Source organism: Halobacteriovorax sp. DPLXC-1 (assembly GCF_036903125.1).
Classification (GTDB): domain Bacteria; phylum Bdellovibrionota; class Bacteriovoracia; order Bacteriovoracales; family Bacteriovoracaceae; genus Halobacteriovorax_A; species Halobacteriovorax_A vibrionivorans.
The window spans coordinates 682094-706890 of record NZ_JAYMCO010000003.1 but is presented as its reverse complement, the minus strand read 5'-3'; the positions used below and the strand labels follow the sequence as shown (position 1 = coordinate 706890).

The following is a 24797-nucleotide window of genomic DNA, read 5'->3' as shown; positions in this document are numbered from 1 at the left end:
GCTTATCGACATCTTAACGCTCTTTAATTAACAAACAAATATCAATGAGTTAACAAGGTTAACTTTGCCTAAAAGACAAAAATTGTGCCTTCTAAATGTGCGATTTTACATTAATAAAATGGAACAATAACTGCTATTTACTAGTAGCCATTTGGCATATTATAGCCAACATCATCTGCACTCATATCAAAGTAAAAGACTTGGCCATTCTTCTTAAATGAAAAGCATCCATTCTTAGTGGCATTAAAAGAAATTCCAGATCCCCAATAACGGTATTCATCTGGACGATAAGTTGATGTCGCCTGTCCTGAAGCATCAAGATTGAAGAGAATTTTTCCGTTTCTTGATCCATCATTCTTGGCCACGAAGTTTCGAGTATAGAATCTTTTTTGAATATAGCGATCGGCCAGAGGAAATTCATCTCCTCTTTTTTCAAAGAACTTCATTTGTTCTGCGGTATGATAAAGAGATAGAACACTTTTCTCATTCATTAGAGTTTCAAAGAATTTTGCCTTCTCTTTTGCATATGAATATTTCGATAATTCACCATCATAGAATTCATTTGGAATGAAGAAATGGCTATGGCCCATATCTGAGAAATTGATAAAGTCCACATAGTCATTATCTAGTGCGTATTCAATTTGTGAAACTAAGCTCTTGATAAAGACCTCTGGAACACGAGCATATTGAGTTTTTCCACCACTTGCCTTAAATGGCATAAGAAACTTATCATCCTCAAAAAAGACGCGATTATCCATGCGCTTACCAGAATTATATATGGCCCAAGAATTCTCTTCCATTTCAGCTCTTGTTTGATTCCAAGGAAACATATCCATATAGAGAATTTCTTCATTATCTGAAAGATAACAACTTGGACGAACTTCAATTGAAGCAAAAGATTTAAAGGAAATAATTAAAGCAAGTACGGGGATAATTTTCTTCATACTGAATACTTAACATATCCAAATAATGAGAATGAGTAGAATGTAATATTTTTATAGATAGTGAGTAAGAAATTTTACTGGCAAAATGGAGCTTGCGGATCTTTTGAACAAAGATAGTCTTTAAGCATCTGATTTTCTTCTTTCAGAGAAGAAATTTCACGATGATTATCCTCTATTTCAGTATTTAGATCTTGAATTGCATTAATAATATATGGAGTAAAGGCTCCTTGATCTAAACTTAAGAAAGTCCCTTCTTCCCTTTCATCTTCTGTTACCGCATGAGGAATTACTTCCTGCACTTCCTGAGCAATAAATCCATAGTTAAGAACTTTTTTATCATCAGCACGCCATACATATGTTCGTGGACGAAGCTTCATAATAGCTTCAATACCATCATTGAAATCTTTAATATCGTGCTTAAGCCTTCTATCTGAAGAACAAGAGAATGTTGCAGCCCCTCCAGCTTTACTACAAACTGATCCTGAACCAGCATAAGTCTTAATTCTTCCATCGGCGTAATTAATTACATATGCATCTCCAGAACATGAGCCTTCACAACCTGCTCCAACCCACCCTGTGGCACCGATATTTCCATTTACATGTAGGCGATTTGAAGGAGAGGTTGTACCAATTCCAACATACCCGCTACCGTTTTCTTCAATAATTCTTCGCCACCCATTCCAGCTTGTATTTGATCCATAACGATGAAAGAGTCTACCCGAAGTTGTAAAGCCAAGTTGATGAGCAGGCCCACCAGTCCAGTCACTAGTATTTCCATACGGTCTAAAAGTCATTACTCCGTTATATGTTCCACCATCAGAGAGGCCATTCGTTACATTTCGTTTAAAATCGAAGCTAACACCCTTATCTCTTGTTTCTGGAGTTGTTACATCATCTCTTGTATCAATAGAGTTGATCATCCCTGTGAATAGACCTGTTGTGCTAATATTTCCATCAACTTCTAGTTTATGACTTGTGGGCTTAATACCGATTCCAACATTTCCGTTACTTGTATCTAAAAACATAATATCTCGAGAATGCCCATGCTCACTAGCACCATGACCACCTCTAAACACAATATGCTTTCCTGTACCATTTCCACCACCTGTGTGGGCCGATATATATGAACTTCCATTCCCAATGGATCTCAAATCAGGAGAGATAGCAAGTCCGTAATCTGCGCTACCATCCTCATCATGAATACCGCCAAGGTTCTGTTCATCAGTTAATAAGATCCTTGCTGTCGTAGTCGTTTCAGCAGAACTTCTACTAATAACTAAAGGATCTGTTGGATTAGTCGCTCCAATCCCAACATTTCCCGTATTGTAATAGATATCACTTCCTGAAGTCGTCCATTGTGTTGCACGGGCCAGAACATAATTTTTCATTGCACTTACCGAGGCAGCTTGAGTGGTTTCACTTCCTGCTGTTGAATTAACAACCGAAGCTGTCTGCGCTCTAGTATCTGTGAAGTATAGATTTGTTCCTTCACTGACCTGAGTGGTGCTAATGCCTGTTAATTGAGAAGCATCCATAGCAGGAATTCTTCCAGAACCATCAAGCCTAACTAATTCATTAGCTCCATTTGAAGTTACAATCTCACTTTCATTTGCAAGAACACTTGAAAGACAATTTCCACCATCAATACAAATATCATTATCAATGGTAACGGCTCCGTCAGTTGCAATTGAAAGACCTGTTCCCCCACCATTTCCAACTAATTTATTTGTTGCTAAATCGAGATTTTTTGAAGCGATGTGATTCCCCATATTATCGGCACCACCAAGCTTTATAATTCTTAATGTCCCATTAGTAACAGATCCTGAACTTAATGAGTAACGTCCTTCAATATAGTCAGTAGAACCATTCATGGAAACAATAGCAGATGCGTTTTTATCTGCGTTATTTGAATTTGTTGATCTTGTCCAAGAGCCTATTACTCCACTTCCATTTTTTGTAATTGAAGCATAGTGGTGAGCTCCAGTTGTCATTCCATTTGCAACAGAGTGAATAATAACTAAGTAATTTCCAGCTTGTTTTGGGGTAAATCGATCAGTACTTAGATCAAATTCTCCATTTACATCAATACTTTTATTCGTATAGTTAATAACTCCACTTCCACTTTGTGTACCACTTGAAAATGAAACTTCTACATAACTTTCCGCATCTCCGGCTCCAGTAACACTATCACCGACGGCCCTCCATGCTCCACCTTTATAGACATAGATCTCTTGAATATCAGTATCATAAACCACAAGACCTTCTGCAGGTGATGCAATAGCGTTTCTCTGAACTGAAGTCATACGCGGTGGCAAGAAACCTTTTGAAGTTGAGCTCACATCAAGAGCTGCTGATGCATCAGGAGTTGTTCCAATACCAAAACTTGTATAAAAGTTATTAGCTAAATCGAGTGGATCATAACAATAGAAACTTCCTAGGCCATTTGTTCTTAGGACCTCACCATTAGCACAACTTGTTGCTAGGCCGGCCAGTTGAGTATCTGTAATGGCCTGGGCCCCAATAGAGAATTCTGTTCCAGAAAGTGTTAAACCGCTACCAGCTGTATATGTTGTGTTAGTGTCTGTATCTGTATCTATATCAGTGACACAAGAAAAACTTGATCCATCTGAAGATAAGACTTGTCCTGCACCACAAGTTGGAAGAGTTGTTTTTGCAAAAGTTTCAACACTTGGATCTGTCTCAACTGAACTTGGAAGGCGTCCACTTCCATCAAGTTGTGGAATTTGTCCTGCACCTGTACCTGCATCAACAGCAACTGTACCGGATGTTGTAATTGTTCCTCCAGTTAAACCAGTCCCTGCTGTTATTGATGTAACAGTTCCAGATCCTGCCCCTGCAGTTGAGAGACAATTTCCACCATCAATACAAATATCGTTTCCAGTTGTAACATTTATATTTCCATCAACAGAAAGTCGTTGGCTTGGAGAAATTGTTCCTATTCCCAAGTTTCCTGATTGATCAAGAACCATTTTTGTTGAACCAACAAGAGCATCGTCAGCAGTGTTAAATCTTAAAAGCCCAGAGTTCACTCCTATCGCGAAGTTTTCATTGGGGTTTCCGTCTGTTTCTTTTATATTTAAAAAAGATGCCGTACTCTCAAGTAAAGCTGCTCCAATAATATGTAATTCTTTCTGCGCAGAAGCAGTTCCAATTCCGACATTTCCAGAATTATAATAAATATCACTTCCAGTCGTCGTCCACTGGGACTCATTAATTGCACCGACCTGTGCAGTAACATAAGTTTTCATTGAAGATACAGAAGGTGCTTGTGTCGTTTCACTTCCTGCAGTCGTATTAATAACAGCAGCTGTTTGTGCGCGAGAGTCACTAAAATATAAATTCGTTGAACCTTCTGTCACATCATCTGAGTTTGTAATAGTATTTCCTGCTATCGCAGTTGCATGAGAATTTAATTGTGCCTGAACTTTCCCAAAGGCCTGAAGAACAGTATCTGTTGCAAGGGCGGCCGAAGCGGTTGAAGTATCAAGACCCGTTAAGGCTACATCAAGTGCTGGATTATAGTTTATAATTGAGTCCGCTAATTTATCACCTGCTCCAACTTGAGCAATCTTGCCATTTGTTGTTCCCACATCAACTGCAAGTGTTCCTGATGATGTAATTGTTCCACCAGTTAATCCAGTTCCTCCTGTTACTGATGTCACAGTTCCAGCATTTCCAGTTGGCCATGCTCCACGGCAATCGGTACCAATACATAATTCAGTCCCCTTTACCTTTCCTGCAACTTCAAGTTTTTCAGTTGGAGTTGAAGTGCCAATACCAATATTCCCACCAGGAAGAATGGCCATTCGATGAGTTAATCCCTGCTCAGATATTCTAAATGATCCATCGGAAACGCGATGACCTAGTTCCCATCCATTATTGGCAACACTATTTACGTTATTGATATGAATAGATGATTCAGTAGCATGATCACCCTCAAAATAAGCGATAATCCAATTAGAATCACTTACATGAAAAGCTGTGCTTGGAGCAATAACTCCAATCCCTACTCTTCCACTATTGTAATAAATATCACTTCCTGTTGTTATCCATTGAGAAGAAGTTATGGCCCCAGTCTGTGCCGTTACATAATTTTTTACAGAATTAACTGATGGTGCAATCGTTGTTTGCGTTCCAGTCATATCATCAATTACTTTTGCATCCGCAATTGTTTGCGCTGTCGTATCAACATAACTTTTTACAGCAAGCTCACTTGGAACCTGTGTTGCACTATCAAGAGTTCCCGAGTTATCAAGATCTGATGCTGGGATTTGAGCAACGTTTAAAACATTAGGCAGGCCTACATAAGTCTTATCAATTGTTGGAGCATTAATTTTTGACCATGATATATTGGCCGCTGAATTAATATCGGCATCAACAATTGAACCATCTGTAATCTCACTTGAGCCAACACTTGGTGCCGGATTAGATCCACTTATTACGCGCCCGTAAGCATCAACTGTAACAGAAGTATAAGTTCCGGCCGTACCGACTGTTGCTTGCTCAAGCGTTCCTGCATTATTAATAATTGTTGAACCATCGACAGAGATTGCTGCTGATTGGTTAATACAGTCAAATTGAGATCCATTCTTAATTAATATTTGGTTATCAGCACAACTTGCAACAAAGTCTAAACTTTGTGGTGTAATGGCCGCATCTGCAATAGACTCTGCGGTCACAGCGTAACTTGCAAGAGGTGTTGCTAGAATATTTTGATAATCAAATGTGATCGTATTTGTTGTATCGCGAACTTGTATTACAAGAGTTTCGCTCACAGGTGTATTTGCAATAAGGGTTGCAAGACTTGGAAAGTCTAACTCAACAGTGTAGATCCCATTTGAAAGAGGTACTGAATTAAGTGTTTGGGTTGCAAGTGAAGTTGCAAGATCGTTCGAATAATAGAGATCAAATTGAAGATTAGGTGTTCCAGAAATTGGGGTTCCATCTGCTTGAACTAGTCGACCAGAGTAACCAATTTTTGTCGCAAGAGTGTTTGAGCTAAATACTAAGCTTAAACAAAGTGCTAAAAAAAATGTCAATTTTCGACTTACGTGCAACATAATCCCCTGTTGTTACAGTGGCTTATCGACATCTTAACGCTCTTTAATTAGCAAACAAATATCAATGAGTTAACAAGGTTAACTTTTCCGATTCTCAAGAATACTGCCTTGTAAATGTGCGATTTTTAGTGAGTTAAAGTGTAGAGACCTTGCTTACTTGAAGTTGTCCCTTGGGTATTTGAAAGTTGACCAGAGGTAGCGGAATTAGGTACTGCCTGAAAGTGTCCAAAGCCAACAAAACTTCCAAGTGTTCTTCGAACACCTGTTGTCACAGGAGTTGTTCCAGTGCCAGTAAAGTCAGCGATAGCGAAGTCTTTGACCACTACGTTTTGTACCTGACAGCTTACCACCCCAAGAACACGATCCTCTAAAACTGTCACAATATGATTATCTCCAATAACAAGATTTGGCATATCAACAGTTTGTATAATTTGATCTGTCACAGCAAGACCTGAAGTTGAAAAATTCGTTTGAATAACTTGAGGTGACGGTGTTGCCGTCGCATAATCATTTAAAACCTCATTACAAGTCCAAGGAGTCGCTGCAGTAAGCGGATCAAAGCTTTTAAAGTTTATCTGATGATAGTAATAGTCAGGCATTCCAAAGTCCGTTGATGCAGTCGTATTCTGTAATGGAACTTGAGTCGTTTGAGCATAAATCACATCATGAGACACACTTAGATCAGGACTTGTTGTATCAATTCGATAAAGTAAATCATCGACATCTGTTGTACTTGCTGATGCTTGTGCATAGTATGAGATTCCATAATCACCATCTGTAGGTAGATTAATTGGAGCTGTATATTGAATTGAAGGCGTACAAGAACTTCCTCCAGTATCTAAGCAATACCAAATTGTAGCAGACTCACTACAACTAATCGTCACACTAATAGGTGTGGCATAACTTCCCTCGGCCATATCATGCGAACATGTCACTTCTGTCACTGCAGTATCATTACTACTTCCACTACCAGAATTTGTGAATGTACCTCCATTATCATTTGTCTCTTCGTCAGCGCTATTACTAGGTTTTGAAGTTACACAAAATGAACATTCATTTCCGCCAGACTCTTTGAATACACCAGAGCCTGATCCTGATCCCCCACTGCTACTTCCAGAAGAGTCTGAAGTGGTAGTTGGAGAAGGAGCACTATTACCAGTTAGTGAATTTGCAGGGCCAAGTGAAAATGATCCGCTACTATTTGAAGGGCGATAATTACTGCTCCCCTCTATCTCACGAGCGTTATAAGCAGGATCTCTTGCTTCTCTTGAAACCTCACGGGCTGGCCTTGAAGTATTGGCCCCAACACTAGTTCTTGATCGATCCTTTCGATTATCTCTCTTCGTTTGTATTTCATCTGAGAAATTTGCCAGGCCACGATTTCCGCGCCCTGATGAGTTGGACATATCATTTTCGTTATTTTGGTCTTCAAGATTTTTAACTTGTTGTTCTTCAATTTGAGAAATATTATCTTTGTTTTCATCTGAAGAAGGAGCAATGAAAGTAAGATAAGAAAATAGGCTGGCCAGAGTAACTCCACCAACAACATTTCTTAATAAGGACTTAAATTCATTTGTCATAATTCAAAACGCTCCAAAACCGCAATATCACACTATTTCTATCGGTTAATTTTATTGTAATCTTTAATTTAAAGCGAAGTGTTATCTATCGTACTGAAATGACATAAAAATAAAAAGGCACAGCCTAAAGCTGTGCCCATGATTTATGCCATATAAGTAATTAGAACTAAACGAGTTCTGAATTAGTTAAGTGTAGGAATTGATAATGCTTTTCGTATTGGTTTACTGCATCGGCAACAATTTGCTCTTTTGAGTAACCAAAGACATCATATTCCTGCCCTCCACTTAATAGGAAGACTTCTGCACGGTAATACTTTTCTTGATCACCTGGTGCATATTCTGGAACTTGGAATGTTCTTAAATAAACTTCGTATTTGAAATCATCAAAGCCTTCTTTTTCTATCACTAAAGAAATTGAGTCGTCTTTTCCATGGCGAATTTTTGCATCCAGTCCATTTTTAACAAACTCTTCTTGTAATTCAATGAGTCCTGGCTCGACTACTTCTGTTAAGAACTTATCAGCTTCCTTAAATTTTGGATGCCTAAAGAGAGCATTAAGTCGCTCTCGCCACGTCATACTCGCCTGTTCATATTGAATAGAGCTATTATGATTCCTTACTTGATTTCTAAGCATATAATCATCTTGTAGGGATCGTACTAGACAATAGACGGCCAAGAGAATTAAGAAGATCATAGGAAAGGCAGAAGCAATCGTCATCGTCTGTAGTGCCTCTAGACCACCAGAATGTAAAAGTACCGCAGCAACCACACCTTCAGTCACAGCCCAAAAGATTCTTTGCCACACAGGAGGATGCTGGCTTCCACCAGAAGCAAGGGTGTCAATAACAAGAGATCCCGAGTCAGATGAACTAACAAAGAATGTAATAACAAGAATTACACCAAGAACTGAAAGAGCTGCTGACATTGGAAAGAATTCAAAAAATCTAAAAAGTGCAACTGGTACATTTGAACTTACTGCTTGAACAAACTCTCCAGACTTATCTTTTAGAGCAATACTAATTGCAGAGTTTCCAAAGACAGTCATCCAAAGAAATGTAAACCCAGAAGGAACAAAGAGAACACCAATTAAGAATTCGCGAATCGTTCTCCCTCTTGAAATACGAGCGATAAACATCCCGACAAACGGTGACCATGAAATCCACCAACCCCAATATAGAAGTGTCCATCCACCGATCCACTCTTCTTTCTTATCATAAGCGTAGAGATTAAAAGTTTTATAGATAATATCAGAAAGATAGGCTCCACTATTTTGAACGTATTGTTGAAAAAGGTGTACCGTATCTCCTAAGAGCATTACTGAGACTAAGAGAATAGCTGCTACTGCTAAGTTGATATTTGATAACTTCTTAATTCCACCATCAAGCCCTAAAACAACCGAGATTGTTGCAAAGCCAGTAATTATAGCAATTAGAATAACCTGAATTGTTTCTGATTGAGGAATTCCTGTCAGATAACTAAGACCTGCATTTACTTGTGCAACCCCAAAACCTAATGAAGTAGCAACACCAAACATCGTTCCAATAACTGCAAACGTATCTACCATATCCCCTAAAGGGCCATGAATCTTATCTCCTAAGATTGGAAAGAATGCAGATCTTGGAAGTAGCGGAAGACCTTTTCGATAGCAAAAATAAGCGAGACAAACTGCTAACATTGCATACATTGCCCAAGCGTGAAGTCCCCAGTGAAAGAAGGTAATCTTCATGGCCTCTCTGGCACTTTCTATAGTCTGTGGATCACCAACCGGTGGAGATGAAAAGTGCATAATCGGCTCAGCAACTCCAAAGAAGAGAAGCCCAATCCCCATCCCAGCAGAAAAGAGCATGGCAAACCACGAGATATTAGTATAAGACGGTTCTGAATGGTCAGGACCTAATTTAATATCTCCTAGCCTACTTACCATTAGCCAGATTGCTGTAAATAACATTGCCCCCATTGCAAGTACATATACCCAACTAGTCTTGGCAATCAGCCAGCCCTGAATTCCCTTAAAGAACTCACTTAACTGTGTAGGCCATATTGAGCCAATCGCAGTAATGACGAGGATAAAAAATGCGGAGGAAAAAAACACATTTTTGTTAATAGTAGATTCTTTATTGATAACAAACTCCCTTTTAATCAGACCCGTTTCGGGACCGACACAAATTAACATATAAAAACCAATGCCAACTTATCGGATGTTTGCTCTTAAATTTTAGGTACTTATATATTATTTACCCCTAAAAGTCTTAGAATACACTCATTTGGCCAATAGCAAGCAGTTAGAGCGTATAAAATCTACTTCCGCGTTCATTTTTATTGAGAAAAATTCTGCGATCTGACATAAAGAACCTATGTTTAAAAAGACCTTCCCCACTCTAATGTTTACGCTATTAACATTTAATTCTTTTGCTCTACAAGAATATGCCGCTCCTTTTAGTAGCGTTAATTCTGCTAAATGTTTACAAGAGATGCCAACCCTCCTTGAGATATCAAAATTTTCAAATAAATTTCTTCATCGAGGAAATAAACAAGTAGCGATAAATGGCTTTAAGTTTAGAAATGAATCAGAGACTTCATCTCGCCTATTTCGATCTTTAACAAGAAGCTATGTCTTAAAAAAACTAGATAAACATGAAGACTTTTCTCATTTAATTAAAGCAGCAAAGAATTGCGACAGTATACGCTGTGCCTTAAATGAATTATTTAAGGGACAAGAAATGGTTTATAAAACCATTTATCTCTCTGAAAAGTATGGCCTTAATACTTCACCATATCGAAATAACGATGCAGCACTTTTAAACCTGAAACAAATGAATGCTATCTTAAAAGGCATAAACTTAATTCCATCTCACTTTCCAAGATTATGGAAGAGTAAAAGACTTGTTCGTCACATAAAAGAAGACATCGGCTATGGCCATGTTGGGATGATATTTGCAAACGCTTCCATCGAACTATACACCCCTTGGGATCGCGAACTCGATAAAGATGGAAAGGCATATACTCTATTTCACGAAATTGGCCATAACTTAGCCTACTTCTACAATCTTAATTATTCTTCATTTTGGTGGGATATGTCTGGTTGGATCGATCACCCAATGGGATGGCGCTATAATCGTGACGAAATGGTTTCAACATATGGCCAAACAAATCCAGGCGAAGATGCAGCAGAAAGTATTGCGGCCTACCGTCTAAATCCAACAAATCTCAAAAGAGTATCACCAAAGAAGTATGCTTTTATAAGAGACTATATTTATCTTGGGCAAGAATATCTAAGCAGTAGCTCATGTGGCCATACTCCAGTTAAGGACTACCTTAACAAGGTAATAAATAAAGCATGGAAGAATTGTAGCGAGACGAGCTGCGTAATAGAAAATATCAGACAATCAATAAAAAAAGACAATCGTTTTCCACTCTTTAATAAGGCCAAAGACGACTTTTTTGAGGTATTTCTCTAGTGATAGGAATTGTAAGACATTTTCCTCACTTAAAAGCTGCCAGAAACTTTAATAATGGTTCACTAAGAATATATAATTACTCAATTGTATTAAATCTTAGGGAAACATTATGAGAAAGTATATTTTAATTACTTTTCTTCTACAATTATCTGCATTTGCAAATATTTGTTTTAGTTTAAATTTACCAGAATCAAAAGAATACACTTATGAACCAGATGTCGTCATTTCAACTTTTGATAATATAGAACTTCACGGAAATCTCTTAACACCAAAGAATAAGCAAGGTCCATTTCCAACAATTATTTTTCCAAATAGTTGGACGATAGAAGAACATGAGTACATGGCCCAGGCAATCCGCCTTGCCAAAGAAGGCTTTCAAGTCTTTAGTTACAGTACACGTGGCTGGGGATGCTCTGGTGGATATATCAATGTGGCCGGAGAAAATGATTTAAAAGATCTAAAGACTATTATCGATTGGCTTGAAGACGAAACTCCAGCTCAAAGAAGTAATTTTGGTATGGCCGGAATCTCTTATGGTGGTGGACTCTCTTTAATGGGCCTAGCTAGAGAATATCGTATCAAGACGGCCTTTGCCATGAGCTCATGGACTGACTTAAAGGAGTCACTTTACGCTCAAAATACACCTCGTCTCTTTTGGACAAAGTTCTTAGTAAACTCAGGAAAGCTACTTGGAAATCTCGATCCAAGAATTCCAGAATTATTAGATGAAGTTTTAGAAGGAAATGAAGAAGGGTTTAAAAAGTGGGTTCAAAATCGAAGCCTCAATGACAACCTTGGTATGATTAATCTTCTAAGAAAGCCTGTCTACTTTGCTAATAACTTTAGTGATAATCTTTTTCAGCCAAATGCCCTAATTAAAACATTTCACAAACTAAGAGGACCTAAGGTCTTAGACCTAAGCCAAGGCTCACATGCAACAGCAGAGCTGCCAGGCCTCTTTGGATTACAAAATTATGTCTTTGATAAAATGAGTTCATGGTTTAAGTATTGGTTACAAAATGACAAGACAGCAAAAGACTTTGAGTTAGGAAAGATTGTTGTTCAACCAAGCGTCTATAAAGAAAGAGAGATTCAATCTTATTATCAGGTACCAAAGAGACTTTATCTTCATCCAAGAAGAATTACTCGAGGTGGCCTCTCGCCTTATCCATATCTCTTACCAGCTCAAAGCGATAGCTTTATGGCAGGACTTGATACAGGAGCCAGCACAGGAGTTCCATTTCTTTCGGCCATATTAGACGCTCATTTTGAAGTGCCTACGATAAAGTATCCAAAATTAAATAATTTAATAAATAGTATAAGATATCAAACTGATCGCTTCGAAGAAGGCCTTAAATTAAGAGGAATCCCGCGCTTAAAATTAAATGTAGAAGTTAGTTCTACTCCTTATCAACTCATCGCCTATATTTACGATGTATCACCGACAGGAATAGCAAAGCTAATAACTCATGGTGCTTATACTGGTAAATCACCACAGGAGAGAATTAATATCGAATTAGTTGCTACTGCCTATGATATTGAAGCTGGTCATCGCCTGGCCATTATCATCGACACTCAGGATCCTCTTTATGAAGAACCTAATAATAAGCTTTATAAAGTTAATTTAAACTTTGATTTTAAATCACAATCTTATTTAGAAATAAAAGGTTGGAAATAAGAAAGGCTCCCTACGGAGCCTTTTATTTTAGCTTAATTTTTCAAATGCTTTTAAGATATCTTTTCTTGTAATCATTCCTACTAATTTTCCATCATCAACAACAGGAATTCTTTTAAGGTGCTTTGACATCATTAATTCAACAACGCCATTTAGAGTATTTTCACTTGTTACTGTAACAACATTATGACTCATTACATCTGCTAAAGTCTTATTCTTAGACTTCTTATATACATCTTCAACATCTGTAAGATTAAAGTCTTGTCCAAATAGTCTTTTAATAGACACAAGAGCATGTGGGATCTCAACTTCTCTACTAATAAAGTCAGACTGAGTTACGATTCCAGTCAGAGTCCCCTCATCATTTACGACAGGCATAACACTTATACCTAGTTCAATCATTTTTTTAGCAGCGTCACCAACTGTCTGTGATTCAGTACAAGTTGTTACATCTTTAGTCATAAAATCTAAAACTTTCATATTCACCTCATTTGAGTTTTAATGCACCCCTATTTTAACTCAAACTCTTGCTTTATTCCACATTTATGAACACAGGCACCAAAGTAGCATTTTTTCCTGACAAATATCTTACAATTACCTGACCAAATAACACTACAATTAAATTGACACGGATACCGACTGACTTTAAGCTATTCTAATACGTCGAGAATTGTGCCAAGGAGTTAACTAGCTAATGCTAATTGTATATATCGTAATCTCAATTGGGGTTTCATTTCTGTGTTCCATCATGGAGGCCGTTCTTCTCTCAATTACTCCAAATTTTATTCTCGCTTCAGTTCGTCAAAATAAGGGATTTGCTAATTCTCTAAAGAAATATGCATCAAATAAAGACGAAGCGATTTCAGCAATCTTAACTTTAAATACTTTTGCTCACACTCTCGGTGCAGCAGGTGTAGGTTCTGAATCCATTCAACTTTTCAAAGAAATGGGAATCACTGGGGCAAACCTAGAGTTTTATCTATCTGCTGTATCTGTTGTCTTAACACTGGCCATTCTATACTTATCAGAAATTATTCCCAAGTCACTTGGCCACCAACATTGGAAAAGTCTAACTCCATTCTTACTAAGAGTCTTACCTCCACTTATTTTCATTCTAAAGCCTGTTCTTGTTATTTCAATGGGCCTGATGAAGTTCTTTAAAAATGAGCCCTCTCATACGATGAGTCGAGAAGAAGTCGAGTCGATGATTGAGCTGGGCGTACAGACAAAAGCACTTGCAAAGGATGAGGGTGAATTCTTACGTGAGTCTCTATTGGCATCTCGTAAAACGATCGATGAAGTCATGACACCGGCCAGAAAGGTTTTTATGGTTAAAACGACTTCAACTATTAAAGAAGTATATGACTTAAAGGCACCAGTAACTCGTATTCCATGCTTTGGTGAAACAGTGAACGATATTTGTGGCTATATTCATAAAGAAGATATCGCAAAGAATGTCATTGAAGAAAATTGTGATAAGCAATTATTTGAAGTGGATATTATGCGACCGATTTCTATAGAAAATTGTCGCACTCCTCTTCGAAGTCTATTTAAGAAATTTATTCGCGGAAAAGAACATATTGCCATGGTTTCAGATGAGTATGGAACAATTCTTGGTGTCATCACTCTTGAAGATATTGTGGAAACATTCTTTGGTATTGAGATTATGGATGAGTTTGATGAAGTTGAAGATCTCCAGGAGCAGGCAAAAGAAGAAATAAAGGCCGAAGTGAAAAAAAAGGAGCACAGTTAAGTGCTCCTCCTAAGGAAGAAAGAGAGTTTATTCCTTAAAACTGAGAGGCATTTTGAGGTATCTTACCCCATTGGCCTGTGGACGAGGCATATGCCCGCCACGAATATTTACTTGAATACTTGGTAATAACAGCTTTGGTGCACTTAGAGTCTTATCACGACTTGTTCTAAAGTTTACGTACTCTTCACGTGTAGTATCTTCTTTTAAATGAATATTACTCTTCTTATTCTCACCAATGGTACTCTTATACTTAAGCTCACGGCCACCTGGCTGATAGTCATGTCCCGTATATACATTAGTATCATCTGGTAATGCATATAGCTTATTCTTTACAGAATCATAAAGTGCATTTGCATCTCCACCAGGAAAGTCACAACGGCCAGTACCATAATCTGGCATAAAGAGGGCATCTCCAGTAAAGACATTATTGCCAATGACAAATGAAGAACACGCTGGAGTATGGCCGGGAGTAAAGATCGTACTAATCTCAATAGAGCCTGCATGGATAGGTTTATCTTCATGCAAGAACTTATCAAAATCCTCTAGCTTTAGCTCCTCTAGCATATTGAAATGTTTTCCAAAAACATCTTGTACAATTTTTATATTTTCATTTATTGCAACTTTAACGTTTGGAAAAAAGTCTTTTAACTTTAAAGCTCCAGTTAAGTGATCTGCGTGAGCATGAGTTTCAAGAACATAATGTAGCTTAAGCCCTGCATCTTTAATAAAGTTCGTAACTTTTTCAACTGATTCAAAGCTTATAGAAGATGATGCCTGATCATAATCAAGAACTGGATCAATTATAACTGCATCCTTCGTTTCTTTATCGTAGACGACATAAGTAAGGGTATAAGTTAGTTCATCAAAAAATGTTTCAATTTTTAAATTATCCATAAGTTCCTCCTACACTAGAATAAATAAATTTCTAGTAAAAGACATTGATTCCCATCAATGTTTAAGAAAATTTTATCTACTATACTAATTAAAGGAGGAATAATTCATGGCCTATCTACTCGCACTTATAGCTGGAACAACTTTAGGACTTCTCGGAGGAGGAGGATCAATTCTAGTGGTTCCCATTCTAGTCTACATTGTTAAAGTTGACCCTAAAATTGCAATTACAATGTCTCTTGCTATTGTCGGTTTGACTGGATTCATGGGGACATTCCGTCATTATAAGAATGGAAATGTACTTGTGAAGTTGGCCTTTCAATTTGGTGCCATGACCATGCTTTCAACGTATCTTGGAACCTACTTAGCAAAGTTTCTAACTGGTCAGATGCAATTATTTATCTTTGCTGGAATTATGCTTCTTGCTTCAATTTCAATGCTTAAAAATGGTAAAGAAGTTAAAATTAAAAATACATCTAATTTAACTATATTCTTAGCGGCCAGTGTCGTAGGAATTGTCACAGGTTTAATTGGTGTTGGAGGTGGTTTTCTTATTGTACCAGCTCTAGTGAACTTCTTTCATGTAGACATGAAAAAAGCAGTGGGTACTTCCCTTCTCATTATTGCAATAAACTCATTGATTGGATTTGTAGGAAATATTATTAACTCCCCTGGCCTAGAACTTGATTATCAATTTATTGCGATTTTCACAGCTCTTGCAATTGTTGGATCTCAAATAGGATCAACACTTACTCATAAATTGCCACAAGAGAAGCTAAAAAAGATTTTTGGCTACTTCTTAATTGTAATGGGTGCTTTTATGATTATTCGCGAAACTCTTCTTTAACTTATAAAGATACTTTTTCATAAGAAGAGAATAGAGCTTTACCACAACTTCAGGTTTAGCATTAAAGCCAAAAGTTTCTTTAATCATACGTTTATCAAAATCAACAACATAAGAAAAAGTTGTTCCATTTTGTGTTTCTTCAAATAAGCGGTTACTTCTTAAAAAATATGGATTTGATTTTACAGTCTCAAATAGTGCCTGATGAGGAAAGTCTAGCTTAATTAGCTCAGTTGTCGTTATAAAATGCTTTCTTATTCCAATCCAAGCATCTTCCCTAAAAACACTTCCTTCTTTAAGATGACGTGTATTCGTTGTCATCTCATTTACTTCACTTCTCCAAATATGATCGTTCATAGGATCTGCAACAAATTCAAAGACCTCTTCAATAGGTGCATCGATTTCAATACTTCCTACAACTTGAACAGTCTCAATTGCATATGTAAATGTTGATATTAATAGGGCCACTAAAATATAGTTAAGATTTTTCATGCTAAAATGATGGCAGGCTTAGCGAGATGTGGCAAGTTTCCCAAACAAATGTAAGAATAATTGAATAATGGCCACACTTAAGAAAGCACTCAGCCCTAGCGCCCCTCCATAACCTTTTAACAGGGGGACCAAATAATGAAAGAAAATTGCAAATATGATTGAACTAATCGTTACAGTGATATTGTGCATTCGACTAGGACAACTCATTCCCACAAAAGAGGCGCCAAAGAAGACAATGGATAATAATTCATAATTTGGTGTTAACAAATAAAGAATACCATATGCAATAAGACTTAAAAGAGCTGATGATCTTATTATTCCAAACGCTTTAAGTTGTGAAAGCTGAAATGTTGAAATTCCTGCAATAATAGAAATAATTATTGAAGAGATCATATAATACTTCCCTTAATTAAATAAAAGAGAGCAACACTCACAAAAGCGATAGTACCGAGTTTTCCACCAAAGCCTTGAAAAAGTTTGAGTGAGTAGAGATAGATTACAGCTCCAATTAATGAAATCCCAAATATCTCCCAATAATTAGAAACTAATTCACTAGAACACATCCCTGCAAAGCTTCCACTATAAATGGCCGCACGCATATTTGAATTCACAGGAAGAAAACTTCCAATAAGTCCCACAGAAGCAGATGCTAAAACGGGAGACCAACCGGCCTTTGAATGGAGGATAAAACAAAAAAGGCATCCTAAAAAGAATGCCCCTAGCTTATATAGAAATCGAATTCTCATGCTCTACTATCTTAGAGCATCGCTCTTAGTTTTCCAATACGTATTGGAAAATAAGAGGTGCAACAATCGTTGCATCAGATTCAATAATAAACCTTGGAGTCTTAGAAGATAATTTTCCCCAAGTAATTTTCTCGTTTGGTACAGCTCCAGAATAAGAACCATAACTTGTTGTTGAATCAGAAATTTGGCAAAAGTATGACCAAAGAGGAACATCATCTTCCATATCTTGATTAAGCATTGGAACAACACATATTGGAAAATCTCCTGCAATTCCACCACCGATTTGGAAGAAGCCAATTCCGCTATCGCCACAATTTTCTGGATACCACTTAGCAAGGAACATCATATACTCAATTCCATTTTTAACGAGTGACGGCTCAAGCTCTCCTGTTAGACAATAAGAAGCAAAGATATTTGCTGTTGTTGAATCTTCCCAACCAGGAACGATAATTGGTAGGTTCTTTTCACAAGCAGCCATCATCCAAGAATTCTTAGCATCTGTTTCAAATTCTTTGGCAAAGTCTTCTCGGCGAAGGATACGATATAAGAAATCGTGTGGAAAAAGCCTCTCACCTGCTTTTGCAGCATTTGACCACTCTTCAAAAAGATATTTTTGTAACTTTCTAAAAGCTGTTTCCTCAGGAATACAAGTATCTGTTACACGGTTAAAGCCTTGTGCAAGTAGCTCCTCTTCTTCCTCTGGACTTAGGTCTCTATAATTTGGAATACGCTTATAGTGATTATATGCGATTAAGTTCATGATATCTTCTTCAAGGTTTGCACCAGTACAAGAGATTATTTGAACTTTATCTTGGCGGATCATCTCAGCAAGACTGACACCTAACTCAGCTGTACTCATAGCACCAGCAAGGGTTATCATCATCTTCTTACCACTCTTTATATGATCGACATATCCTTTAGATGCATCAACTAATGAAGCGGCATTAAAGTGACGATAATTGTTGCTGAAAAATTGGGCCATTGTGCTCATAATAATTCTCCTGAGAAAGCCTAAATAGAACGAGACTTATTACACCATATTATGGATTCAAGTCTACATAAATTAATCAAAAATATTATAATTTGAAGAATACATTAGACCAAAGACTTTACTGCCTGAATTAGAAGTACTCTTTTCATCTTCAAAATAGATTCCAAAGATTGGACTTGTCTTTCGATTGGCCAATTTAAAGCCAAACGAGAATTGATAAGTGCGTCCGGTATTTACCTCGTCTGTTGACTCATTGACGGTATCAATTTGTCGATACTGTAGCCCAAAAAGATATGAATAAGTCGATCCTTTGAATAACTTATTTGTAGGTAGCTTAAGCTCAGGTGAACGCAGGCCAAATTTTATCAATACATCATCAGAGAAGTTGGCCCTATTTCGATCTTCATTTCTCGAAATATTAATATCAATATTTTTCAGATCATAAAATAGATCAACAGAGGGTGCCCAGCTAGCACTTAAATAACTATAGCCTAAATTTAGACTTGTATTACTTTCATAATCTGGCTCATTTTCACTTTTCAAGCGAACAACATCACCACTACCATCTTCAAGTAGGAATGTTTCGGTTCTTGAGGAAGAGGAATACCTAATACCAGGAAAGTCCAAACCTGCACTAAAGAAATGCCTCTCTTCTTTATAAGATGCACTTATAATCGAATTAATAATGATAAATTTTGTAATATTATTAGTTGTTTGAAGAAAAGTGTTACCACCGCTTACCCCTTCAAAGGTTGAAAAGGTTTTACTACCTTGTATCTCAAGGCTGAAGCTTGCCCCCAGTGAGAACCTTTCATACTTTTTAGCAACAGAAATCCCAAGAACTGTTTCTTCAAATTGCACATTGGCCTTACCGCCGCCACTAATACTTTGAATATTCAAGTCAAATTGCCCGTTATTTGTACCAGAATAAGTTACAAAATTTGTAAATGTTAAACCAAAGAGCTCCCCAGCAAACCCGGTGAAGTATGGAATGAACTGACTCTCAAAACTACTTCCCGTCCCTTCAAGTTCACTATCTCCAATTGAGCTAATCTCTTGTCGCGTATAAATTAGACCAAAGTAAATCTTTATATCGTCATATTTAGTAAAGGCCGTGGCAGATGGAAAAACCAGTGCGGCCCCAATATCACCCGGACGTGATGTCGTATTTCCAAGAAATCCAGACTCGTGACCAATTGGAAGTCCCAAGCAAGAAAAGCAAATAAACGTAAGTATTAGTAACTTATGAGAATTCATAGACAAAATTAAAACACTCAAAGTAAACAAAGTCTATTTACCATAAAAATTAAACTTTATTGTTGAAGTAACACAGTGTTTGAGGTATCAAACCAATGTTTCAAAACATAACCTTTTGTACAAGCAATATAACAAACAAAGGATCTAACAATGATTAAAAAGTCTATCTTATCGATTTCACTAGGTTTTGGCCTAAGTATCTCTGCAGCTACGACAACACAAACTGTAATTAATAATTATGCTGATCTCGTTTACAGCACTTATTCTGACTCACTTGATAGAGCTGTTGTTCTTCAAGAAGACGTTGAATTCTTTATTTCAAATCCAGGAGTTATGACTCTAGAGATGGCCAGAGAATCATGGAAGCAAGCAAGAGCTCCATATGGACAATCTGAAGTTTTTAGATTCTACAATGGACCAATTGATAGTGATCAAGGCCCAGAGGGACTTTTAAATGCATGGCCTCTAGATGAAGCATATATCGATTACGTTGAGGGTGCTCCAAATGCAGGTATCGTAAATAATGTTGCTGACTATCCTGTAATTACGAAAGACCTACTTTCTTCTTTAAATGAATTAAATGGTGAGAAGAATATCTCAACAGGATATCATGCAATTGAATTCCTACTTTGGGGACAAGACCTTTCTGCAACTGGTCCAGGTAATCGCTCATATACTGACTATGTAATTGGCCTTGGGCAAAATGCTCAAAGACGTGCAACTTACCTATCTGTAGCAACTGATCTACTTATTGACCATCTTCAAACTCTTGTTGATGCATGGGAGCCTAATAAGAATAATTATAGAGCTGAATTTGTAGCTAAGAATCAAAAAGAAGCTCTTAATAATATCCTAGCAGGAATGATCTATATGTCAGGTGATGAATTATCTGGTGAAAGAATGTTCGTAGCTTGGGAGACAATGGGACAAGAAGATGAGCACTCATGTTTCTCAGATATGACTCACATGGATATTCAGTGGAACTTCTGGGGTGTCGCAAATATCCTAAAAGCAACAGGAATTCTAGGCCTAACTGAAAACACTGTATTATCAGATGCAATTAATACTCGAGTTGCAAAGATCAACAAAATGCTAGCAGGTCTCCCTGTACCATTTGATCAAGCAATTCTTGATGAGAATGCGAGAGTTGATATCCTAGCTTCTATTGAAGAAATGGAAGAGCTTGCCATTGAACTTGTTGAACTATCTGAAGAATTAGAGACTCCAGTACAGTGGTAAGAAGTTTAATCTTAACATTTTTCTTTGTATTATCTTTTAATACATACCCCAGTGAAAAGTTCCCGGCCGGTGCCGGGACTACACTGGACCTTTCAGTTAATGCCTTCTCTCATCCAATGGCGGGAACCAGAGGAATGCTTCGTCGCTACTTTCAAACTGGAAATAGCTTCTTTAAAGGAGCATGGGTTACGGCCCCTTCATCAACTCCTCTACGAGACGGACTAGGCCCAATCTTTAATGCGACATCTTGTACTGCATGCCACTTTCTCGATGGCCGAGGTCGTGGATTACCTGAGACTGACGGGCCGACAGATATTTCTCTTCTCTTTCGTCTTAGACAGATAAAAGAAAATGGAGAAGTCATTGAGCATGAAAAATACGGTGGCCAATTTCAGCCACATAGTATCGAAGGTGTTAAAGGCGAAGGTGAAGTCTTTGTTAAATTTGAAACTATCATTGGAAGTTTTGCAGATGGCGAAACTTATGAATTAAAGAAACCAAATTATATCTTTAGAAAATTATCTCAAGGTAAATTAGGTGATAATACCATAATTTCTCCACGAGTTGGGCCACAAATGATAGGCCTAGGCTTATTAGAAAATATTAAGGAAGAAGATATCCTTGAAAAAGCTGATCCTGAAGATAAAGATGGTGATGGGATTTCAGGTCGAGTAAATCGAGTCTTCTCGATTGTCGAACAAAGAGAAGTACTAGGAAGATTTGGGTGGAAAGCAGGAAAGCCTAGTCTTCTTGAGCAAAACGCAGCGGCCTTTGTTGGAGATATAGGAATTACGAGTTATCTTTTCCCAAAAGAAGAATGTACTTACGTACAACTTGATTGTGAAGAAAAGAAAACTAAAAGTGATATTTCAAAGCACCTTTTAAATCGCGTAACAGAATACACTCAACTTCTATCAGTTCCAGTAAGAAGAAACTTTGATGACCCAAGAGTAAAAAGCGGTCAAAAGATTTTTAATCAAATTAGTTGCCAAGCTTGCCACACTCCAAGTTATACAACTGGAAATCAGTCAAAGTTTAAAGTCTTAAATAATCAAAAGATATATCCTTATACAGATATGCTTCTACACGATATGGGCGATGCCCTGGCAGATGATATCAGAGAGTATAAGAATGAAGCTCAAGCAACAACAAGAGAATGGAGAACTCCTCCTCTTTGGGGTCTTGGCCTGATAAAGAAGATAAATGGGCACACTCGTTTTCTTCATGATGGAAGAGCAAGAAATCTAAAAGAAGCAATTCTTTGGCACGGTGGCGAGGCACAAAAGGCCAAAGAAAAATTTTTAAAATTAAAAAAGTCGGATCGAGAAGATCTAATTAAATTCCTAAGGAGCCTATAATGAAGAGAATCATTCTATTAGCAACAATTCTAACTAGTAGCGTTTTTGCACAAATATGGCCTCTACCAGCAGGTACAACATATATTGTAAAAGGTACGGGCTTTGATTGTGGAAAATTCATTCGTCGTTATAAGGTTGAATATACTCAAACACCAAAAGTCTTTTTAGAAAGAGGCATTAATTTTAATCTACTAACTGCAGATAAAGACCTAAATACTTTTTCAATTGAAACAAGCTGGTCAACAAATAACGGACAACTCTGTCAATTTGGACTTTTCTTTAACCGAGCAAGAGAAACCAGAACCCTTGATCTCGATTATACGATGTCACAAACTGATGGTGATTCTAAGTCTTGTTTAGAAAATGAAGAGCTTTTAAAGAGTAAACTTCAATCCGCTACTTATACAGCATCAAAACGTGGTATTCGATATATAGCAGTGGATATCTTAAATGAAGAAAATAACGTATGTGACGAAAATCGAGTTAGACTTATTTTTGACCGTAGAGCTCAATAATCAAGAAACGGCCTGCTGGTCATTTAAGTCTGGCAGGCGCATAACAAAGCGAGTATTCTCACATTCTGCATCATAGAAGAACTCTCCCCCATAATTAGAAATAATATTAGAACAGACAGTAAGACCTAGACCGGCCCCTCTCTTATCTGCTTTTGTCGTAAAGAAAGGCTCCATCAGCCTTGATTGATCCTCTTTCTTTATTCCATTACCGGAATCAGTAATTGAAATCTCAACATAACTCTTATTATCTCTTAGATAAACCCTTTCAGCTTTAAGTGTAATCCATCGATTATCTTTTTTTGATATTAGCTCATCAAAAGAGTTATTAAGTAGGTTTAAGAGCATCTGCCCAATTTGAACAAGTGAGCCATAAACCTTAAGTTCGGGATCAACCTCCACATTGAAAGTGATATCATATTCCTTAAACCTTTCTTGGCAAAGAGAGTTAACATCTTCAATCGATTCCATTAATAAGAAGTTTTCTTTCTTAGACTTTTCACCGTCTTTAGATAAGTGTTTTAAACCTTTTATAATTTTAGATATACGAGATACAGTTGTATTTATTCTATTGATTTGCTTGAAGTTACTTTCAACATTAGTTCTCTGTTTTACTCGACCAGCAGTTAAGTCAATAATTGCTAGAGGGTTATTAATCTCGTGTGCGATTCCACTGGCCATCTCACCCATTGTAGCGAGCCTAGCGGAGTTAACAAGCTTTGATTGCTGATCAATTAATTGCTTAGTTCTCTCTTGTACTTTTTCTTCAAGAATATTATTGAGAGTGATTAAGCTTTCTTTGAATTCTTTTTGCTTAATAGAAAAATAATAGAGCACGCCACTACTTATAAGAAGAACGATAAATGACAATAGAGTCAACCAAAATTCTTTCTTATAACTAGTGTATAAATTATAAAGCTTCCCGCGATGGTAAATGACCCTTGCATTTGATGGGATCCTTTTAAAGTCGATATTATATTTCTTTAAAAGTTCAGAGTCGAGAATCAAAGGATTTTGTGGGTTTTTAATAATAGGAATATCTTCGACTTTTTTTCCACTTAGATAATCATTGGCCATTTTTGCCATTGATTTACCTTGCTCGAAACCACTTACAACATGGCCACCAGCAAGGCCATAATTTAGATAAAAATCAGTAAAGCCATAGACAGGAAGAGTTGAGTTGCGACTTATATTACTTATGACATCGCGAAATCGAGCATGTTGATTAAGGCGATCACGTGAATACCCTCCATAGAATACAACCGCATCATCTTTAAAGTTGCGACACCTCTTATAAAGTTCTTCAAAACTTAAGTCTTCAATATATTCTACTTCATATTGCGAAAGAAAAGGTTTAACACCATCTTCAAATTGCCCTTTGAAATATCTACCTGATGGAGTGTGCTTTGTATTGATAAAGATTATCTTCTTGGCATTTGGCTGTAGTCTTAAAGCAAGTTCGATATTCTTTTTAACATCTAGAATTGAGAGAATCCCTGTAAAGCTTTTATCTCTCTTATAAAGCTCACGCTTTCTCTTATCAAAACCATTAATACCACTAAAAATAATTGGAGCGTTATTAAAAATTTCTTTTCGATACTTTAAAGCGAAATCAAGAGCATAATCATCAGTAGTCGCAATCAAATCAACACTAAGAGTTTTAAACTTATTAAAATATAAGTTCTTTAATGACTGATCAAAATCATCTCCATAAAAGCGCTTACTATCGATATACTCGGTAAAAAAATCAACCATTCCATGCTTTGATGAATCAATATTACTCTTAAAGCCCTTGGCAATTTTTTCTGTCCAATCATTTTCTTGGTTATAAGAATGCAAAACGACAATATTCAGATCCCCTCTGACTTGAGCATGCAAAGAGCTTGAAATAAAAATAAAAAGGAATGTGAGCAAAGTCTTTAAATGAAGCACCTATAAATAATAACACTTTATCCTATAAATGAAATGCTTAAGTG

Annotated in this window: 19 protein-coding genes; 7 read left to right on the top strand and 12 right to left on the bottom strand. The window is 37.0% G+C overall.

From position 1 onward, the window contains the following. Nucleotides 1-140: 140 nt before the first annotated feature. The 4 genes from VCM44_RS13430 to VCM44_RS13415 form a co-directional block, all read right to left on the bottom strand. Nucleotides 141-944, bottom strand: a complete 804-nt coding sequence (locus tag VCM44_RS13430; protein ID WP_334679108.1) for a hypothetical protein — start codon at nt 942-944, stop codon at nt 141-143. Nucleotides 945-1018: 74 nt separating this feature from the next. Beyond that, nucleotides 1019-6004: a tail fiber domain-containing protein gene (locus VCM44_RS13425; protein WP_334679107.1), complete on the bottom strand. Its 4986-nt coding sequence runs from the start codon at nt 6002-6004 to the stop codon at nt 1019-1021. A 146-nt stretch (nt 6005-6150) separates the two neighbouring features. Then, nucleotides 6151-7605, bottom strand: a complete 1455-nt coding sequence (locus VCM44_RS13420; protein ID WP_334679106.1) for a chitobiase/beta-hexosaminidase C-terminal domain-containing protein — start codon at nt 7603-7605, stop codon at nt 6151-6153. 166 nt (nt 7606-7771) lie between these two features. Beyond that, a complete protein-coding gene (locus tag VCM44_RS13415; protein WP_115362279.1) occupies nt 7772-9727 on the bottom strand; it encodes a BCCT family transporter in 1956 nt (651 codons plus the stop codon). Nucleotides 9728-9986: 259 nt separating this feature from the next. Between VCM44_RS13415 and VCM44_RS13410 the strand changes: the two genes are divergently transcribed. Next, complete coding sequence (locus VCM44_RS13410; RefSeq protein WP_334679105.1) at nt 9987-11063, top strand: hypothetical protein; 1077 nt, start codon at nt 9987-9989, stop codon at nt 11061-11063. A gap of 109 nt (nt 11064-11172) precedes the next feature. Beyond that, a complete protein-coding gene (locus VCM44_RS13405; RefSeq protein ID WP_334679104.1) occupies nt 11173-12741 on the top strand; it encodes a CocE/NonD family hydrolase in 1569 nt (522 codons plus the stop codon). Nucleotides 12742-12768: 27 nt separating this feature from the next. Here VCM44_RS13405 and VCM44_RS13400 read toward each other — a convergent pair whose 3' ends face one another. Further along, nucleotides 12769-13218, bottom strand: coding sequence for a CBS domain-containing protein (locus tag VCM44_RS13400; protein WP_334679103.1), 450 nt, complete (start codon nt 13216-13218; stop codon nt 12769-12771). Between the two features lie 214 nt (nt 13219-13432). Between VCM44_RS13400 and VCM44_RS13395 the strand changes: the two genes are divergently transcribed. Further along, nucleotides 13433-14491 (top strand): CNNM domain-containing protein, encoded by a 1059-nt coding sequence (locus VCM44_RS13395; protein ID WP_334679102.1) that lies wholly within the window; start codon nt 13433-13435, stop codon nt 14489-14491. A gap of 27 nt (nt 14492-14518) precedes the next feature. Here the strand turns inward: VCM44_RS13395 and VCM44_RS13390 are convergent, their stop codons facing one another. Further along, nucleotides 14519-15385: an MBL fold metallo-hydrolase gene (locus VCM44_RS13390; protein WP_334679101.1), complete on the bottom strand. Its 867-nt coding sequence runs from the start codon at nt 15383-15385 to the stop codon at nt 14519-14521. Between the two features lie 106 nt (nt 15386-15491). Between VCM44_RS13390 and VCM44_RS13385 the strand changes: the two genes are divergently transcribed. After that, the gene (locus VCM44_RS13385; RefSeq protein ID WP_334679100.1) at nt 15492-16229 is read left to right on the top strand and encodes a sulfite exporter TauE/SafE family protein; all 738 of its coding nucleotides are present in this window, start codon (nt 15492-15494) and stop codon (nt 16227-16229) included. On the opposite strand, the gene VCM44_RS13380 is transcribed toward VCM44_RS13385, so the two are convergent. The 5 genes from VCM44_RS13380 to VCM44_RS13360 all read right to left on the bottom strand — a co-directional run bounded on the left by VCM44_RS13380 (nt 16182) and on the right by VCM44_RS13360 (nt 19712). After that, on the bottom strand, nt 16182-16718 hold the full coding sequence (locus VCM44_RS13380; RefSeq protein ID WP_334679099.1) for an SRPBCC family protein: 537 nt from the start codon (nt 16716-16718) through the stop codon (nt 16182-16184). The two genes, VCM44_RS13385 and VCM44_RS13380, sit on opposite strands and share 48 nt — an antisense overlap. A gap of 18 nt (nt 16719-16736) precedes the next feature. Then, nucleotides 16737-17111, bottom strand: a complete 375-nt coding sequence (locus VCM44_RS13375) for a hypothetical protein (RefSeq protein WP_334679098.1) — start codon at nt 17109-17111, stop codon at nt 16737-16739. Further along, the gene (locus tag VCM44_RS13370) at nt 17108-17464 is read right to left on the bottom strand and encodes a hypothetical protein (RefSeq protein WP_199506630.1); all 357 of its coding nucleotides are present in this window, start codon (nt 17462-17464) and stop codon (nt 17108-17110) included. Before VCM44_RS13370 ends, VCM44_RS13375 begins: the two co-directional genes overlap by 4 nt. A 25-nt stretch (nt 17465-17489) precedes the next feature. Further along, nucleotides 17490-18455 carry a deoxyhypusine synthase family protein gene (locus VCM44_RS13365; RefSeq protein ID WP_334679097.1) on the bottom strand — a complete coding sequence of 322 codons (966 nt, stop codon included), beginning with the start codon at nt 18453-18455 and terminating at the stop codon, nt 17490-17492. Between the two features lie 72 nt (nt 18456-18527). Continuing rightward, nucleotides 18528-19712 (bottom strand): hypothetical protein, encoded by a 1185-nt coding sequence (locus VCM44_RS13360; protein WP_334679096.1) that lies wholly within the window; start codon nt 19710-19712, stop codon nt 18528-18530. A 150-nt stretch (nt 19713-19862) separates the two neighbouring features. Here VCM44_RS13360 and VCM44_RS13355 point away from each other — a divergent pair, with 150 nt between their 5' ends. From VCM44_RS13355 to VCM44_RS13345, 3 genes are read left to right on the top strand one after another with little or no spacing between them, the layout of a single operon-like run. Then, complete coding sequence (locus tag VCM44_RS13355) at nt 19863-20951, top strand: imelysin family protein (RefSeq protein WP_334679095.1); 1089 nt, start codon at nt 19863-19865, stop codon at nt 20949-20951. Further along, nucleotides 20945-22309, top strand: coding sequence for a di-heme oxidoreductase family protein (locus VCM44_RS13350; protein ID WP_334679094.1), 1365 nt, complete (start codon nt 20945-20947; stop codon nt 22307-22309). The genes VCM44_RS13355 and VCM44_RS13350 overlap by 7 nt, the downstream gene beginning before the upstream one ends. Continuing rightward, entirely contained in the window at nt 22309-22824 is a 516-nt protein-coding gene (locus VCM44_RS13345) for a hypothetical protein (RefSeq protein ID WP_334679093.1), read from the top strand. The genes VCM44_RS13350 and VCM44_RS13345 overlap by 1 nt, the downstream gene beginning before the upstream one ends. Here the strand turns inward: VCM44_RS13345 and VCM44_RS13340 are convergent, their stop codons facing one another. Next, nucleotides 22825-24660 carry a sensor histidine kinase gene (locus VCM44_RS13340; RefSeq protein WP_334679092.1) on the bottom strand — a complete coding sequence of 612 codons (1836 nt, stop codon included), beginning with the start codon at nt 24658-24660 and terminating at the stop codon, nt 22825-22827. It abuts the gene before it with no gap. Nucleotides 24661-24797: the final 137 nt, after the last annotated feature.

Excerpts from the sequence above, each read along its gene's own strand:
- VCM44_RS13430 (WP_334679108.1), bottom strand. The coding sequence starts at position 944 with ATGAAGAAAATTATCCCCGTACTTGCTTTAATTATTTCCTTTAAATCT.
- VCM44_RS13420 (WP_334679106.1), bottom strand. The coding sequence starts at position 7,605 with ATGACAAATGAATTTAAGTCCTTATTAAGAAATGTTGTTGGTGGAGTT.
- VCM44_RS13410 (WP_334679105.1), top strand. The coding sequence starts at position 9,987 with ATGTTTACGCTATTAACATTTAATTCTTTTGCTCTACAAGAATATGCC.
- VCM44_RS13405 (WP_334679104.1), top strand. The coding sequence starts at position 11,173 with ATGAGAAAGTATATTTTAATTACTTTTCTTCTACAATTATCTGCATTT.
- VCM44_RS13400 (WP_334679103.1), bottom strand. The coding sequence starts at position 13,218 with ATGAAAGTTTTAGATTTTATGACTAAAGATGTAACAACTTGTACTGAA.
- VCM44_RS13395 (WP_334679102.1), top strand. The coding sequence starts at position 13,433 with ATGCTAATTGTATATATCGTAATCTCAATTGGGGTTTCATTTCTGTGT.
- VCM44_RS13390 (WP_334679101.1), bottom strand. The coding sequence starts at position 15,385 with ATGGATAATTTAAAAATTGAAACATTTTTTGATGAACTAACTTATACC.
- VCM44_RS13385 (WP_334679100.1), top strand. The coding sequence starts at position 15,492 with ATGGCCTATCTACTCGCACTTATAGCTGGAACAACTTTAGGACTTCTC.
- VCM44_RS13380 (WP_334679099.1), bottom strand. The coding sequence starts at position 16,718 with ATGAAAAATCTTAACTATATTTTAGTGGCCCTATTAATATCAACATTT.
- VCM44_RS13375 (WP_334679098.1), bottom strand. The coding sequence starts at position 17,111 with ATGATCTCTTCAATAATTATTTCTATTATTGCAGGAATTTCAACATTT.
- VCM44_RS13370 (WP_199506630.1), bottom strand. The coding sequence starts at position 17,464 with ATGAGAATTCGATTTCTATATAAGCTAGGGGCATTCTTTTTAGGATGC.
- VCM44_RS13365 (WP_334679097.1), bottom strand. The coding sequence starts at position 18,455 with ATGAGCACAATGGCCCAATTTTTCAGCAACAATTATCGTCACTTTAAT.
- VCM44_RS13360 (WP_334679096.1), bottom strand. The coding sequence starts at position 19,712 with ATGAATTCTCATAAGTTACTAATACTTACGTTTATTTGCTTTTCTTGC.
- VCM44_RS13355 (WP_334679095.1), top strand. The coding sequence starts at position 19,863 with ATGATTAAAAAGTCTATCTTATCGATTTCACTAGGTTTTGGCCTAAGT.
- VCM44_RS13345 (WP_334679093.1), top strand. The coding sequence starts at position 22,309 with ATGAAGAGAATCATTCTATTAGCAACAATTCTAACTAGTAGCGTTTTT.